The sequence below is a fragment of the Myxococcus sp. CA056 genome (genome assembly GCF_013336715.1).
In the GTDB taxonomy this organism is placed as follows: domain Bacteria; phylum Myxococcota; class Myxococcia; order Myxococcales; family Myxococcaceae; genus Myxococcus; species Myxococcus llanfairpwllgwyngyllgogerychwyrndrobwllllantysiliogogogochensis.
This window is the reverse complement of sequence record NZ_JABUMT010000004.1, coordinates 878,573-893,320: the sequence shown is the minus strand read 5'-3', so window position 1 is coordinate 893,320 and position 14,748 is coordinate 878,573. Positions and strand designations below refer to the sequence as shown.

Here is a 14,748-nt window from a genome sequence, read left to right as displayed (position 1 = left end):
ATGTCCCCATCAAGAAGACACGGAGACACCCGACCGGATTGCAGCGCTCCAGCGCCCCACGGTCAACGACGTTCCCTGCGCGACACCGAGGAACCCCGCGGTCGCGAGGCACCAGGGACCCGACGGGTCGCCGCCGCCACCACGCGCGGCCCCACAAGGCAGGCGCCCAGGAGCGGACAGCGCTCGCAGTTCTCCGGCACCGGCTGCGCCGGGCACGCCCCGCTCATCCCATAGTGGCAGAGCGCGAAATCGTACCGGACGGGGTCTTCCGCATCCAGGGCCCGCAGCGACGCCGTCACCTCCTCCGCCGTGCGCCAGGTCAAATCCTTGCGACGCGTCAGGCCCAGGTGCCCGGCGATACGGCCGATGTGCGTGTCCAACGGAATCATCAGGACCGAGGGTGTCACCCGCTTCCAGATGCCGAAGTCGACCGCGTCCGGGCCTCGGACCATCCACCGCAGGAACAGGTTCAGCCGCTTGGCGGCGCCCGGCCCCAGCGGGGAAGGCAGCAGGTGGTGGAGCCCTCGCTCGGGTCCCATCGCCGCGCGCAAGGGTTCGAGCGGCACGCGCCGCAGCGCGGTGGTGAAGGCGCCCAGCGCGCCATGCAGACTCCCCTCGGCGACGAGCCCCTGGACGAAGAGGGACTCCAAATCTCCATGCTCCCGCAGCGCGCGTCCCATGCCCAACAGCAACACCGCGACGTCGGTGCCCACGTTGAAGCGATAGACGAAGCCATCCAGCAGCGCCTTCGCTCCCGGAATGTCGAGCGCGCGCACGAACGCCGCGGGGGATGGCCCCATGCGCTGGAGCAGCGAGTCCACCTTGGGACGGAACAGGTCCGCGCGGCCATAGGCCAGCGCGCAGGCGAGCAACGCGCTCACCTCGATGTCGCGAGCGTCCTTGTAGCGGTGGGGGAACTCCACCGGGTCGAACCCGATGCGGGCCCGGGCATCCGTGGAGGCCAGGAAGGCGTCGAGCCGGGGGCGCAGGTGCTCGGCCGCCCGGGGGCTCAGGCCGGGATTCGACTTCGAGCGGCGTGTCACGTCGGGGCTCCCAAATGCTCCTGGAACGGCGGCCCGCCGCCCACGCTTCCCGAGACCTGGCGTCCCGGGAGTCCACGCCCCCTTCCGAACCGGGAAGGGGGCGCGGGGGGCATCCTATGTGGCTACGGGCTCACGGCGAACACGATGTCGTCGTGGTCGTCGTACGAGGTGGTCCCGCAGGGCGCCGCGCTGCCGTTGTAGCGGAAGCGGGCGCGCACGGCCTGCAGCGTGCCGGCGGGCAGCGTGTACGTGGCGGTCAGCGTCTGCTGGCCGGTCGCCACCGGGGCGACGGTGGCGATCTTCGTCCACACCGGGCTGTTGGCGTTCGCCGTGTAGTACAGGTCCAGCTTGTCCGGCCGGACGGCGAAGACCCACACGGTGGCCTCCACGCGCACCGTCTGGCCCGCCGCGAAGGGCGCGCCGCTGACGGTGGACACCCGGATACGGTCGTTCGACTCGTCGGCGTGGTACGCGCCGGAGAGGCCGTCCGCGCAGGAGTTGTTGATGGTGTTGGGGGCGTGAAGCTCGGGCCCCAGGCCGGCGCGGCCATTGAGCAGCGTGGTGGAGTCACACACGTTGCCCACGTTGGAGCAGCGCGGCACGCGCAGCACCGTGTCGTAGATGGCGTTGCTGGAGGCGTTGCTGCTGGTGACGGAGATGGAGGTGCTGTTGGCGGTGTTGCCGATGAGGTCGTAGGCCTTCGCCACCACGGTGTGGCTGCCGTTCGCGACGGCGGCGGAGTTCCACGAGGCCGAGTACGGAGACGCGGTGGCGGTGCCCACGACGTTGCCGTCCACCAGGAACTCCACGCGGCCGATGCCGGTGTTGTCCGCGGCGGTGGCGGAGAGCGTGACGCTGCCGGACACGGTGGCGCCATCGGAGGGGGCCGTGAGGCTCACGGTGGGCGGCTCGCTGTCGGCGAGGTTCGCGGTGCCCTTGGCGAGCTCCGCCACGTACGCGCCCGCGACCTTCGCGAACTTGAGCGCGTGCGTCGCGGTGTTGTTGCTCTTCGCCAGCGTGTCGCCGGAGGTGTGGATGAGGCTGTTGTGCTGGCCCATCAGCGCCTCGAACGGAATCGACGCGGCGAAGCCCGCGTTCGTCCACGAGGCGTGGTCCGAGCACGCGTAACCGCACGTGGAGTTCGCCGCCTGCACGCCCGGGACATAGGCGGAGATGAGGCTGGTGATGAAGGTGTTCTGCGCCGCGTTCGTGAAGTCCGTCATCAGCGCGACGTCGATGGTGGAGCCCTTGAAGTTCGTCATGTCGAGCTGCAGCGCGCCAATGACGTTGGCTCCCTGGTTCTTGTGCTGGTCGGCGATTTCCTTGGAGCCACGCAGGCCCACTTCCTCGGCGGCGTAGGCCATGAACTTCACCGTCTTGGCCGGGTGGTAGCCGTTGGCCATGGCCACGCGGATGACCTCGGTGAGGGTGGCGATGCCGGACGCGTCATCATCCGCGCCAGGGGCATTGCCGGAGGAGCTGGTGGAGTCCAGGTGACCGCCCACGACGACGATCTCCGAGGGCGTCTCCGTGCCGGTGATGGTGAGGATGACGGACGGCTGCGCCCACGCCGCGTGGGTGAACAGTTGGACGGTGACGTCACCACCCGTCTGCGCACGCGCTCCCGCGTAACCTTCCCACAGGCCCTTGAGCCAGTTCGCCGCCTGCACGCCCGTCGCGGACGTGTAATAGCGCGTGGCGTAGCTGGAGAGGTGGGTGATGTTCGCCAGGATGTTCGCCTCGGTCATGCTCCCGAGCAGCGTGTTGACGACCGGGCCGTTGTCCAGCGTGTACGTCACCGCCAGAGGGCTGAGCTGCGTCTGGCCGACACCCGCGATGGCCGCGAGGGCCTCCGCCTCCGTGTCGTGGTAGACGAAACCACCACAGCGGTTGAGCTTGTCGTGCATCACCCGGGAGACCCGGTTGATTTCCGACTCGGGCAGCTTCAGCGCGACGACGTCGCCCTTCTGCCCTGCAAGTGAGGGAACCTTCGCCCCCGCGACGATGAACGCGGCGTTCACCTCCGAAAGCGCGTCCGAGCCGAGAGTGATCCACACCTCTCGCTCCGACGCCTTCGCGAACGCCGAGACACAACCGAGCATCAACACCAACGAAGCCAATCGCTTCATGTGCATGGGGCTCCTCCTCTTTCGGGAGGTCTGCTTTGTGGGGGACGACCTGCAAACCTATTCGCGACAGAGCAGCGAATGTTGACTACTCTGCGTAAACGTTGCCTGCGGGTCAATCCTCAAACCAGCCCCAATACAGAAAAACCGTATCAACGGCCAAACGCCAGAATTCCCGGATGTTGATTATCGAGTGAGTTCCCGCACCGCGTGGCCCAGTTCGGGGAGGATGAGCGCGTCCAGGGCCAGTCGCGCGGCCTGGGGCGAGCCCGGAAGCGCGAAAATTATCATTCCTTGATACGTGCCTGCGGTCGCCCGGGACATCATCGCGGGGCTGCCAATCTGTCGGTACGACAGCATGCGGAACAGCTCGCCGAAGCCGGGCAGCTCCTTCTCAAACAAAGCCCGCAGCGTCTCCACGGTGGTGTCGCGCCGGCCAATCCCGGTCCCCCCCGTGAAGAGGATGGCCCGAGCGCCCGAGGACTGGGCCTCCGCCACCGCGGCCCGGATGGCCTCCGGCTCGTCCTTCACGACGACGTAACCCGCGATGCCGTGGCCCGCGGCCTCCAGCCCTTCACGAAGGACCTTGCCGCTCGCGTCACGCGCGGCGTCACGGCTGTCCGAGCACGTCACGATGAAGGCGCTGACGTGGACCGGCGCACGCGACTTGTGCTCCCGCGGCACGTTCCCTTCCGCAGCATCATGGGTGTGGCCGTGGTCGTGTGAATGTGAGTGGCCATGCCCCTCGTGGCCGTGGTCATGACCCGCGTGCCCGTGCGAGTGGCCGTGGTCGTGGCCCCCGTGCTCGTGCGCATGTCCGTGGCCATGGCCCCCATGCTCGTGCGAGTGGCCGTGGTCATGGCCCCCTTGCTCGTGCGAGTGGCCGTGGTCATGGCCCCCTTGCTTGTGCGAGTGGCCGTGGTCATGGCCCCCTTGCTCGTGCGAGTGGCCGTGCTCGTGGCCCCCGTGTTCGTGCGCATGGGAGTGGTCATGCCCGTGGCCCTCGTGCTTGTGGGCATGGCCCTCGTGCCCGTGGCCGTGGTCATGCCCGTGCTCGTGGCCCCCGTGCGCATGGGCATGGTCGTGGGCATCGCCCTTGTGGCCGTGGTCATGTCCATGGTCATGGCCTCCGTGCTCGTGCGCATGGGCATGGTCGTGGGCATCGCCCTCGTGGCCGTGGTCATGGCCCCCGTGCTCGTGCGGGTGCTCATGCGCGTGGGTGTGTTCGTGCACGTGGGACTGCCCGTCGCCGTGCTCATGGGGGTGGCTGTGCCCGTGCTCATGCTTGTGTGCATGAGTGCGCACAGGGTCATTCCCGCGCGCGTGGCCGTGGTCATGCCCGTGTCCGTCGCCATGACGGGGGTCATGGTCGTGTCCGTCGTGTGCCATGAAGAGGACTCCGTTGCGTCTGGTGCTTCAGGAATTGTCGGGGAGGTCGACGACGAGGGCGCCGTCCTGGACCTCGACCGTCACTGTCGGCTGGTCGTCACAGACCCCCGGGGAGGTCTCGTTCCGGCCCGTATCCATGTCGAAGCCGACCTCATGACACGGGCAGACAACGAGGTTGTCCTCGAGGCGACCTCCGGACAGCAGGCAGCCCGCGTGGTTGCACCAATCATCAAGGCCCTTGTATCGGCCGTGAATCTTCGCGATGCAGACGTTGCGCTTGCCCACTTCGTAGCCGCGCATTTCCTTCTCGGCGAAGTCCGCCGGTCCGAGCTTGATCTTCGTCATCGCCGTCCTTTTCCCATAACGAGGAGCGGCCTGCATCCCCGTTCCCCGGGCATTACCTTCCTCCGCGTGACTCCAGCCGTGACCGCTCCCATCGTCGACAAAGCCACCGTTGCCCAGGTCCTCCGGGACATCTCCCTGCTACTCCAGCTCCAGGGCGAGAATGGCTTCCGCTCTCGCGCCTACGACATGGGGGCCGACCGCATCCTCGGCCTTACCCAGGACCTGGGCGCCATCGTCTCGGAAGGACGCCTGGAGAGCCTCCCGGGCATCGGCCCCGCGCTCGCCGAGAAGATCTCCGAGCTGGTGACCACCGGACGGATGACCTACTTCGAGGACCTGCGGGCGAAGTTCCCCCCAGGCCTGCTGGAGCTGATGAAGCTGCCGGACATCGGCCCGCGCAAGGTCGCCGCGCTCTGGAAGGAGCTGGGCATCGGCTCCGTCGAGGAGCTCGAAGCGGCCTGCCGCGAGGGCCGCGTGCGCGAGCTCAAGGGCTTCGGAGCGAAGAGCGAGGCGAAGATTCTGGAGGGCATCGCCCTGTTCCGGCGCGCTCGCGGCGAGCGCAAGCTCCTGGGAGACGTGCTCCCCATCGCCGAGGCCCTGCTGGAGCGCGTGCGCGCCTCGCCCGGCGTGGTGCGCGCGAGCCTGGGTGGCAGCGTGCGCCGCCGCGCGGAGACGGTGTCGGACGTGGACATCATCGCCTCGGCCGCGGTCGCCGGGCCCGTGCTGGACGCCCTGGCCACCTCGCCCGGTGTCGCCACCGTGCTCGGCAAGGGCGACAGCAAGTGCTCCGTGCGCATGGAGGCGGGAGACCTCCAGGTGGACCTGCGCGTCCTGCCGGACGAGGACTTCGCCACCGCCCTGCATCACTTCACCGGCTCCAAGGCCCACCACATCCGCTTGCGCAACCTGGGCCACGAGCGGGGCATGAAGATCTCCGAGTGGGGCGTTCACCGCGACGACGGCACCAAGCTTCAGGTGAACGACGAAGCGGCGCTCTACGCGCTGCTCGACATGCAGTTCGTCCCCCCGGAGCTGCGCGAGGACAATGGCGAGGTGGAGGCCGCGCGCGCGGGGAAGCTCCCCACCGACCTGGTCACGATGGACGACGTCCAGGGCGCGGTCCACGCGCACAGCACCTGGTCGGACGGACGCAACTCGCTGGAGGAGATGGCGCTCGCCGCGAAGGCGCTGGGCCTGAAGTACCTCACCATCACCGAGCACAGCGAGGCGGCCATCTACGCGGGCGGCCTCAAGGTGGAGGCGCTCAAGCGCCAGTGGGAGGAGATCGACCGCGTCAACGAAGCGGTGCCCGGCATGCGACTGCTCAAGGGCATCGAGGTGGACATCCTGGAGTCCGGCGCGCTCGACTATGACGACAAGGTGCTGGAGCAGCTCGAGGTCGTCATCGCCTCCATCCACGTGCGCCACGGCATGGATGAAGAACAGATGACGCGCAGGGTGCTCACCGCGATGGACAACCCGCACCTGCACATCCTCGGACACCCCACCGGCCGTCTCATCCAGAGCCGCGAGCCCTACCCGCTCCGGATGGAGGACATCCTGGAGCGCGCCGCGAAGCGCGGGGTGTCGGTGGAGATCAACGGCAAGCCCGCACGGCTGGACATCAAGGCTGAGTATGTCCGGAAGGCCACCCAGCTCGGCGTGAAGCTGGTGGTCAGTTGCGACGCCCACCGCAAGGAGGACCTCGGCAACCTGGCCTATGCCGTGGCCACCGCGCGGCGCGGCTGGGCCCGAAAGCAGGACGTATTGAACACGCTGCCGGCGGAACGCTTCCTCACCGCGCTGCGCGCCGGGCGGTGATAGGCTGCGGCGCGCGCCGATGTCCCGCCTGTCTCCGCTCGCCCTCGCACTGTGTCTCGTCACCCTGCCCGCCGCCTCGGCGGACCCGGGGCGGCCCTCGCGCGCCGACCTCCAGCGGGTGCTGGAGCAGCACAGCCGCTCGGTGGTGAAGGTGAGCGGTCCCCGACGCGCCGGCCCGGGCATCTTCGTGGGCACCGCGGGGCAGGTGCTCACTTCCATGGACCCCGTGGGCCTGGAGTACGTGGGCATGAACGTCGCCACGGTGGAGCACGGGGGGCAGGCCCTGCCCGCGCGGGTGTTGCTCGCCAACGTGGCGCTGAAGGTCGCCGTCGTCGCCGCGCCAGATGGCGCCTACCCCGCCGTGCCCGTGCGCCTCCTCAAGGAGGGCGACAGCCTGGCGGGGCGCTGGGTGGTGGGCGTCATCCCTGGCGCCCGGAATCGCCCCGCGAAGCCCGAAGCGGCCCAGGCCGCGCGCGCACCGGCGCCCTTCTATGATGTCCCCCTGGCCCTGCCCCCCGGCAGTCCCCTGTTCGACGCGGACGGGCGACTGGTGGCGGTGGTGGTGCAACGCACCCGGAGCGGCTGCAGGGTGCTCCCCCTGGGCGAGGTGAAGCTCACCCTCACCTCCGCGAACGAGCCATGAGTCAAACGGTGGCGACCCCCTGGCGTCCCAACGCCGTGCAGGAAGCCGTGGGCCTGTGGGCCCTGGGCTTCGCGGGCATCATCGCCGCGTTCCTCATCTTCGGCGGCACCAGCATCCCCAAACTGGTGGCGACGGTGGGCTTCCTCTACCTGCCCCTCATCCCCATGCGCTGGCGGGACGAGGACTACCGCGACTACGGCCTGTCCCTGCGCGCGTGGCGCGAGGACGTGCGCCTGTTCCTGTTGTTCTCCGCGGTGGTGGGCCCGCTCTTCTTCCTGGCGTTCGCCGGCTTCGCGGAGCTGTTGCCGCACCTGCCCGAGACACTCGCGCGCCACCTCACGCCGCTGGGCGGAGAGGCCCACTTCCGCCTCCGGCTGCCTCCGCGCTTCGGGGAGTGGGTGGTGGATCAACTCTTCGTCGTGGCGCTGCCCGAGGAGTTCTTCTACCGGGGCTATCTGCAGACGCGCCTGCGCGACGCGTGGCCGCAGGGGCGCAAGTTCCTGGGCGTGCGGCTGGGCCCCGCCTTCTGGGTGACCGCGGTGCTGTTCGCCCTGGGGCACCTGGCCATCTTCCAGGCGTGGCGCCTGTCCGTCTTCTTCCCCGCCCTGCTGTTCGGATGGATGCGCGAGCGCACCGGCACCGTCGTGGGCGCCGCGCTGTTTCACGCGGCCTGCAACCTCTTCGTGCGAGTGCTCGAGGTCTCGTTCTTCGGCGGGCCCTGAGCCCCGCCTGGAGCCGCCATGTCTTCATTGGACCCCGCGACGAGCCCATCGCTCGACGCCCGCTGTGCCTTCCACCCGGAGATGACCGCCACCGCCGCTTGCCAGCGCTGTGGCACCTTCGCGTGCCACGACTGCCTGCGGTGGGCGCGCGACGGGCGGCGCTACTGCGGCTTCTGCGCGGTGAGGGCCCTGCCACCGCTGGCCTCCCGGGCAGACCGCTTCCTCGCCAACCTGGTGGACTCCATCGTCGTCTTCGTCCCCTTCACCGTGGGACTCGTCATGATGGCGCTCACCGAAGACCTGCCGGGCCGGGAGCTCTTCTCGCTCGTCTTCCTGCTGGGCGGAGTCCTCGGCTCCCTCCTGCTGTGCGGCGTGCAGCTCTACCTCGCGGCGAAGAACGGACAGAGCCTGGGCAAGCGCTGGCGCCACATCCGCGTGGTGAGGATGGACGGGAGCCATGTTTCACTCGTCCGAATCCTCCTCTTGCGAAACCTGCTCCCCAGCATCCTGAACCAGCTGCTGTGCGTGTCTGGCCTTGCCGACGCGCTCTGCATCTTCCGGGAGGACCGGCGCTGCATCCACGACTACCTGGCGGACACCCAGGTCATCGAGGTCCCCGAGCACGAGCGCGCCGGAACCCCGTCCTACCGGGGCTGATCCACCCCAGCTCCCCGGAAACCCTCATTTCTCCCCCTTTGAGGGTGGAAAAATGCCGGGATAATTCACCGTTAATTCCCGGGAGCCCCGCCCACGAGTCGGCTCGGACTCCACCCACAGCCCCCTCCGATTCCACCCCTGGCAGAACGAGACACACCTCCAGTCTCACAAGAGGGCTGAAATCACTGAAACACTGGCAAAAATAAGCGGAGAAAGCGGGGATGGCGCGTCGCAGCACTGAGATCCGAAACTCCATGTGACGTCAGCGCGACAATCCTGGCATCCCCCGCTGTCAATGAGCTTCGAATGACCATCCGTCGAGTCGACACCAAGCCCGTCAGCGTCCGTCCCGCAACCACCGAGGCCCAGCCGAAGAACACGGCGAAGGCCGCCACCCCGCTGACCACCAAGGACGGCTTCGGCCCCTCGGCGCGTCCCACGGAGCTGGCGCGTGCGGAGAAGACGCTGACCCAGGCCCCCGCTGGTCCTGGCCGGATCGCGCTGACCAGCCCCGAGGCGCAGCAGGCCGTGCAGGCCTCGCTGAACCACATCAACCCGTTGAAGGGCGCGCAGACGCTGCTGCCCCAGCCCACCACGTTCGTTCCCGCCAACGTCGAGCGCGACGCGCTCGGCATGACGCACGTCCGCCTGGACCGCGTTCACGAGGGCGTGAAGGTCTTCGGTGAGCAGATCATCTCCCACCTGGACAAGGACGGGAAGGTCACCGGCGTCACCGGCGAGCAGTCCACGGTGCCGGCGGGCCTGGGCCGTGAGCTGCCCAAGCTGAACACGCAGTCCGCCATCGACATCGCGCGCAAGGAGTTCGGCCTGAAGCCGGACAAGCAGCCGAACGCCGAGCGGGTCATCTACCAGGACAAGGCCGGCGAGTATCACTCCGCGTACCGCGTCCAGATGCAGGCGATCGAGGGCCAGGACCGCCCCCAGAAGATGAACTACCTGGTGGATGCGAACACCGGGAAGGTCTTCGAGTCCTTCAACGAGATTGGCGGGTTCTACGGTTCGAACCGCGCGGCCCCCAAGGGCGCGGCGGCTCCCGAGCCCATCACCGCGACGTCCACCACGAAGACGGAGATCGCCGACCAGGGCACCGTCACGTCGAAGATCGCGTTCGACAAGGACGTGACCATCGACAAGCTGAAGCTGGACCTGGACATCGCCCACACGTTCAAGGGCGACCTGAAGGTCACGCTGACCAGCCCCTCCGGCACGAGCGCCGTGGTGCACGACCGCAAGGGCGGCAGCACGGACGACGTGAAGGGCTCGTTCGACCTGAGCGCGTTCGCCGGTGAGAGCGCCAAGGGCGAGTGGACGCTGACCGTCGAGGACAAGGCCCGGCTGGACAAGGGCACGCTGAACGGCTGGGGCGTGAGCATCACCCCGACGGAGACCACGCCCCCCGTCGAGGAGCCCACCAACAAGACGGTGGACGACACCTCGCTGTACAGCGGCAAGGTCGCGCTGGAGACCACGAAGGGCGCGGACGGCAAGTACACGCTCGAGGACGGCACGCGCGGCAAGGGCGTGAACACCTACGACGCGATGAACAAGACGACGGCGTCGGGCAAGACGCAGATCACCGACGACAACAACGTCTGGGGCGAGGCCTCCGACGGCCCGCGCACCAAGGCGGCCGTGGACGCGCACTACGGCGCGGAGATGACCTACGATTTCTACAAGGAAATCCTGGGCCGTGACTCCATCGACGGCGCGGGCGAGGCGCTCAACTCCTTCGTCCACGTGCGCACCAACTACGTCAACGCGTTCTGGGACGGCACGAAGATGAGCTACGGCGACGGAGACGGCAAGACGTCCGGCCCGCTCACCGCGCTGGACATCGCCGGCCACGAGATCACCCACGGCCTGACGGAGCGCACCGCCGGCCTCATCTACCGCAACGAGTCCGGTGGTCTGAACGAGGCGTTCAGCGACATCATGGGCGCGGGCGTGGAGTGGTACGCGTCCACGAAGAACCCCGAGGTGAAGTTCAACTGGACGGTGGGCGAGACCGCCTGGACGCCGACGAACGGCTCCAACGAGGACGGCCTGCGCTACATGAACGACCCGAAGAAGGACGGGTACTCCATCGACAACTACAAGGACTACCCGAAGCAGACGGAAGTCCACGGGTCGAGCGGTATCGCGAACAACGCCTTCTACCTGCTGGCGAACGGCGGCACGAACAGCACGTCCAAGCTCGAGGTCAAGGACGGCATCGGCATGGACAAGGGCCTGAAGATCTACTACCGCGCCCTGGCCCACTACATGACGCCGAACACCACGTTCGCCCAGGCCCGCGCCGCGACCATCACCGCGGCCACGGACCTGTACGGCGCGGACTCGGCCGAGGTGGCGAAGGTCAAGGAGAGCTGGACCGCCGTCGGCGTGAACTAACGCTGACGTGAGCGCGGAGGGCGGGGACCGAACTCCTCGCCCTCTGGCTCCAGCCGCCACGACAGTGATTGCAGCCCCGAGGCCTGGGGACTCACGCCAGCCCACTGGTGCAAGAGTTCCCGGGCCTCGTTGCGTTCAGCCTCCGGCAGCTGCGAGATGCGCGCGCCGTGATTGCCTCCCGCCACCGTGTAGAGCACGGCCTCGCGAGCCCCACCCAGCTCGTACGCCGCCGCGCTCCACGGGTCATGGCCGCCGTAGATGAACATCAGCCGCTCGCCCTGGGTGGACACCCAGTCCTGGATGTCCGGCATCGCCTCCGGACGGAACACGGGGCTCAGGCCGGGCGGGACGTACACCGCGGGCACGTCGGTGCCCGGATGCTGGAGCTGGCTGGCCAGGTGGACCTCGAAGGGCCTCGGGTGCCCCAGCTCCACGGCGGCCTGGTAGAAATACGGGCCATAGGCCTCCACGTCCGCGTCGGAGAAGAAGTCGAGCCCCACGCGCCCGTCCAGCTCGTCCATGAGCGCGGAGTCGCTCGCTGAGTCGTTCGGCACGGTGTTGCAGCGCGCGAGGCTGTCGTACTGCCAGAAGTAGAAGTAGTGCTCGATGATGGCGTGCTCGAAGGCTCGCTCCCGGCCCAGGTGCTGGAAGGTGAGGCCGCGCTGCTGGGCCCTCGCGTCCATCAGCGGCAGCAGGGCCGTGCGCCGGTCCAGGGCCGCGCGCTGGAAGGACTTCAGCCGCTCCCGACACGCCGCCTCGCCCACGGACTCCTGGAAGGTGATGAAGCGGTCATCGTCGAAGCGGGCGATGGGCGCCACGTAGGCCACCGTCGCGTCCACGTCCTGGGGATGGAAGCGGCGGAAGAACACCATCGTCTCGCCCCCCTTGCTCGCGCCCGTCGAAATCCACCGCAGGGGATACACCGGCTTGAACGCCTCGACGATGCGATGGAAGTCGTCCGCGGACTGCCGGATGGTGAGCTGACTCCAGTCCGTCGGCGTGGGGCGGCTCGGCCCGAAGTAGCGATGCTCCACGGAGAGCTGATTGGCGTCGAGCAGTTGCGTGGGCTCGCGTCGCGACGGCTCCGTGGAGACGAAGTAGCCCCCCGAGTAGAGCACCATGGGACTGGAGCGCGAGATGTGCAGCAGCGTCAAACGCTGGCGGAAGCGCTGGCCGTCCGGATGGGCATGGTCCACCGGCTGCTCGAACTCCATGACGAAGAAGCGGTGGTTCGGCAGCTGCGGGCCCGCGGGCTCCTCGCGCACCGTGAGGCCGGGGATGCGGGCCAGTTGCACGAGGACGTCCTCTTCCGTCGGCGGCTCTCCCCCGTTGTCACAGGCCGACAGCAGACACAGAAGCAGGACGGATGCGAAACGCCCGCGGCGCAAGAGGGGCTCGGCGAAAGACATGGCGCTCCAGTTCCGGCCGGGCACCACCGCCTGCGAGATGCGAGCACGGGAGTCCGGCGCGTAACGCTGAGGCTACTCCGATTCGCGCGCCCCCTCGCTCGCGCGGGCACCGCGGGCGAAACCCGCTCAGGGAGCCGAGGACTCGGCGCTGGCGCCCGCCAGGGCCACCGCGTGCCGGTCATCCTGCGGCAGCCCGTCCATCAACAGCATCATCGTGTGGGCGCTCGCGTGGCGCAGCGCCTTGGCGGCGGCGTACTCGGGAGAGGACCACCAGGCGCGGGCCTGCTCGATGGTGGGGAACTCCAGCAGGGCGAAGCGGGGCGGCTGCCACGTCCCCTCGAGCGCCTCCGTCGCCCCACCCCGGACGAGATAACGGCCGCCATAGTGGGCGATGGAGGGAGGCGCGAGCTGCTTGTAGCGCTCGTAGGTCTGCACGTCATGCACCGAGATTTCGACGACGACGTAGGCAGGCATGGGCGCTCCTGATGTGGGATCAGAACACGAATGGGAACCGCACCGGCCCCCCCTGCTCATGGTGCTTGGGGAAGACCCAGGCGCCAACCTTGGCCTCGATGCAACGCGCGAACGGCGTGCCGCGCAGCGAGGCCGTCTCGGTGACGACCTCGGACACTTCTCCACTCGGAAGGATGGACCAGCGCACCACCACGCGCGCGCCCTCGTCCACCGGACGCGGCTTGACGTCCGCGCACGCGGTGACTTCGCTCTTGTTGGCGAGCACCACCTCGAAGACATCCGACTGCGCCAGCGACACGCGCGGATTCTGGATGGGCGCCACCGGCGGGATGTAGACGGAAGGGGCGTCTTCCGGCCCACCCGAGCCTGGAGAAGGCCCCGCCAGCTCCCGCGCGAATTCCTCATCCGGCCCCAGGTCGTCATCCGAGCCGGGCTGCGGCGGGCTCGCGCGCACGGGTGCTTCGACGGGCGTGGGCGGCGGCGACACGGGCCGCTCTCCGGAACCCAGCTTGACCTCGGAAACCCTCGGCGACACGGCGGCGACCGCCGGTGCGGCCTCCACGTCCCGGTCCATGCTGGACGAAGGCGCGGCGGCTCCCACGGACTTCGCGAGTCCCCCACCGGACACGGCCAGCACCGGCACCGCGCCACCCCGCTCCACGGCCGCGACCCCCGCGAGGGAAGGACGGACCGCCGCGACTGGCGGCAACGTCGGAGCGATGGGAGCGGCCACGACGTCCATCGCGATACCCCCACCGGTCGGCGCGGAGACACCCTGCGCGGCACCCGCCAGGGCCGCCCCCGGCACGGACACGGGAGTCGTTGCCACGGCCTCGGGGACAGGCGCGCTCGCGACCACGGGCGGGGCCACGGCCACGACGGGCGGAGCCACCACCTGGGAGGGCGCGGGCTTGAAGAGTTCCGCGACATTCATCCGGGCAAGCAGCGCCGAGGCGCCATCCCAGCGACCGAACAGGCCCATGACGAGCGCGACCGTCACACCCCCCGCGACGCCACCGGCCAGGGTGAACCACCAGCCGCCCACTCGCGAACGGGCCTCCACCTGCTCGGAGACCTCGGTGACTTCGGCGAGCACCGCGTGCGTTCCCACGGTTTCAACCGGGGTGCTGGACGTCGCCCGTGGGGACGCCTCGACGGCCCATGCGGGAATGCCCGAGGCCTCCGCCACGGTGGCCGCGGGCAGCTCCGGCCCCTCGGAGAAAGCGGCCGACAGGGCCGCGTCCACGGCGGCGCTGAGCTCCAGCTCCAGGGGGAGAGGGGCCAGCGTTTGGAGCAGCTCCGGAACCTGCCCCAAGGGCAGCCATGCCGCGAAGCCCGCGCGCCAGCACAGCGAGTCAGGCCCCAGCTCGCCGCGCTCCCACGCCCCCTTCAGGGCCTCCGCTTCGAAGGGCCCCGCGGGCCTGGCGCCCAGCGCGATGAACCACGCGTGCTTCTCGGTGGGAACCGGCGTCGGCGCGGGCTCCTCCTCCACCACGGACGACACGAGCGAACGACGCACGCCCTTGTGCAGCCGCTCACCATGCACGTCACCGCGAGCGCGCGACGTCGCCGCCGGCACGCGCGGGTTCTTGTCCGTGCGCAGCTTGCTGACGAAGACGTCGAGCTCCGCCTCGGAGACGCCACCGAACACGGGGGTGCCTCCGCCTTCAGGCTCCGTCGTGCCCGCCGAAACCTCCTCCGGCAAGG

The 14,748-nt window shown here is 69.1% G+C and carries 12 protein-coding genes; 5 read left to right on the top strand and 7 right to left on the bottom strand.

Features of this window, described 5'->3' with window-relative positions; all coding sequences use genetic code 11:
• Positions 1 to 62: 62 nt before the first annotated feature.
• From HUA76_RS22035 to HUA76_RS22020, 4 genes are all read right to left on the bottom strand, one after another.
• Positions 63 to 1,043 (bottom strand): TIGR02757 family protein, encoded by a 981-nt coding sequence (locus HUA76_RS22035; RefSeq protein WP_174461959.1) that lies wholly within the window; start codon positions 1,041 to 1,043, stop codon positions 63 to 65.
• A gap of 122 nt (positions 1,044 to 1,165) precedes the next feature.
• Positions 1,166 to 3,178, bottom strand: a complete 2,013-nt coding sequence (locus HUA76_RS22030; RefSeq protein ID WP_174461958.1) for a M20/M25/M40 family metallo-hydrolase — start codon at positions 3,176 to 3,178, stop codon at positions 1,166 to 1,168.
• A 177-nt stretch (positions 3,179 to 3,355) separates the two neighbouring features.
• Complete coding sequence (locus tag HUA76_RS22025) at positions 3,356 to 3,853, bottom strand: molybdenum cofactor biosynthesis protein B (protein WP_174455038.1); 498 nt, start codon at positions 3,851 to 3,853, stop codon at positions 3,356 to 3,358.
• Positions 3,854 to 4,585: 732 nt separating this feature from the next.
• Positions 4,586 to 4,903: a Rieske 2Fe-2S domain-containing protein gene (locus HUA76_RS22020; protein ID WP_141646325.1), complete on the bottom strand. Its 318-nt coding sequence runs from the start codon at positions 4,901 to 4,903 to the stop codon at positions 4,586 to 4,588.
• A gap of 78 nt (positions 4,904 to 4,981) precedes the next feature.
• On the opposite strand from HUA76_RS22020, the gene polX reads away from it, so the two are divergent.
• The 5 genes from polX to HUA76_RS21995 all read left to right on the top strand — a co-directional run bounded on the left by polX (position 4,982) and on the right by HUA76_RS21995 (position 11,158).
• Positions 4,982 to 6,724, top strand: a complete 1,743-nt coding sequence (polX, locus tag HUA76_RS22015; RefSeq protein WP_174461957.1) for a DNA polymerase/3'-5' exonuclease PolX — start codon at positions 4,982 to 4,984, stop codon at positions 6,722 to 6,724.
• A 19-nt stretch (positions 6,725 to 6,743) separates the two neighbouring features.
• A complete protein-coding gene (locus tag HUA76_RS22010) occupies positions 6,744 to 7,367 on the top strand; it encodes a serine protease (RefSeq protein WP_174461956.1) in 624 nt (207 codons plus the stop codon).
• On the top strand, positions 7,364 to 8,089 hold the full coding sequence (gene mrtX / locus HUA76_RS22005; protein WP_174455035.1) for a myxosortase MrtX: 726 nt from the start codon (positions 7,364 to 7,366) through the stop codon (positions 8,087 to 8,089). The genes HUA76_RS22010 and mrtX overlap by 4 nt, the downstream gene beginning before the upstream one ends.
• Before the next feature lie 18 nt (positions 8,090 to 8,107).
• Entirely contained in the window at positions 8,108 to 8,746 is a 639-nt protein-coding gene (locus tag HUA76_RS22000) for an RDD family protein (protein ID WP_254614363.1), read from the top strand.
• Positions 8,747 to 9,052: 306 nt separating this feature from the next.
• Positions 9,053 to 11,158, top strand: a complete 2,106-nt coding sequence (locus tag HUA76_RS21995; RefSeq protein ID WP_141646320.1) for a M4 family metallopeptidase — start codon at positions 9,053 to 9,055, stop codon at positions 11,156 to 11,158.
• On the opposite strand, the gene HUA76_RS21990 is transcribed toward HUA76_RS21995, so the two are convergent.
• From HUA76_RS21990 to HUA76_RS21980, 3 genes are all read right to left on the bottom strand, one after another.
• Positions 11,155 to 12,567 carry a S28 family serine protease gene (locus HUA76_RS21990; protein ID WP_174461955.1) on the bottom strand — a complete coding sequence of 471 codons (1,413 nt, stop codon included), beginning with the start codon at positions 12,565 to 12,567 and terminating at the stop codon, positions 11,155 to 11,157. The genes HUA76_RS21995 and HUA76_RS21990 overlap by 4 nt on opposite strands.
• A gap of 126 nt (positions 12,568 to 12,693) precedes the next feature.
• Positions 12,694 to 13,041, bottom strand: coding sequence for a DUF1330 domain-containing protein (locus tag HUA76_RS21985; protein WP_141646318.1), 348 nt, complete (start codon positions 13,039 to 13,041; stop codon positions 12,694 to 12,696).
• A gap of 19 nt (positions 13,042 to 13,060) precedes the next feature.
• Positions 13,061 to 14,746 (bottom strand): GYF domain-containing protein, encoded by a 1,686-nt coding sequence (locus HUA76_RS21980; protein ID WP_174461954.1) that lies wholly within the window; start codon positions 14,744 to 14,746, stop codon positions 13,061 to 13,063.
• Between the last annotated feature and the right edge of the window lie 2 nt (positions 14,747 to 14,748).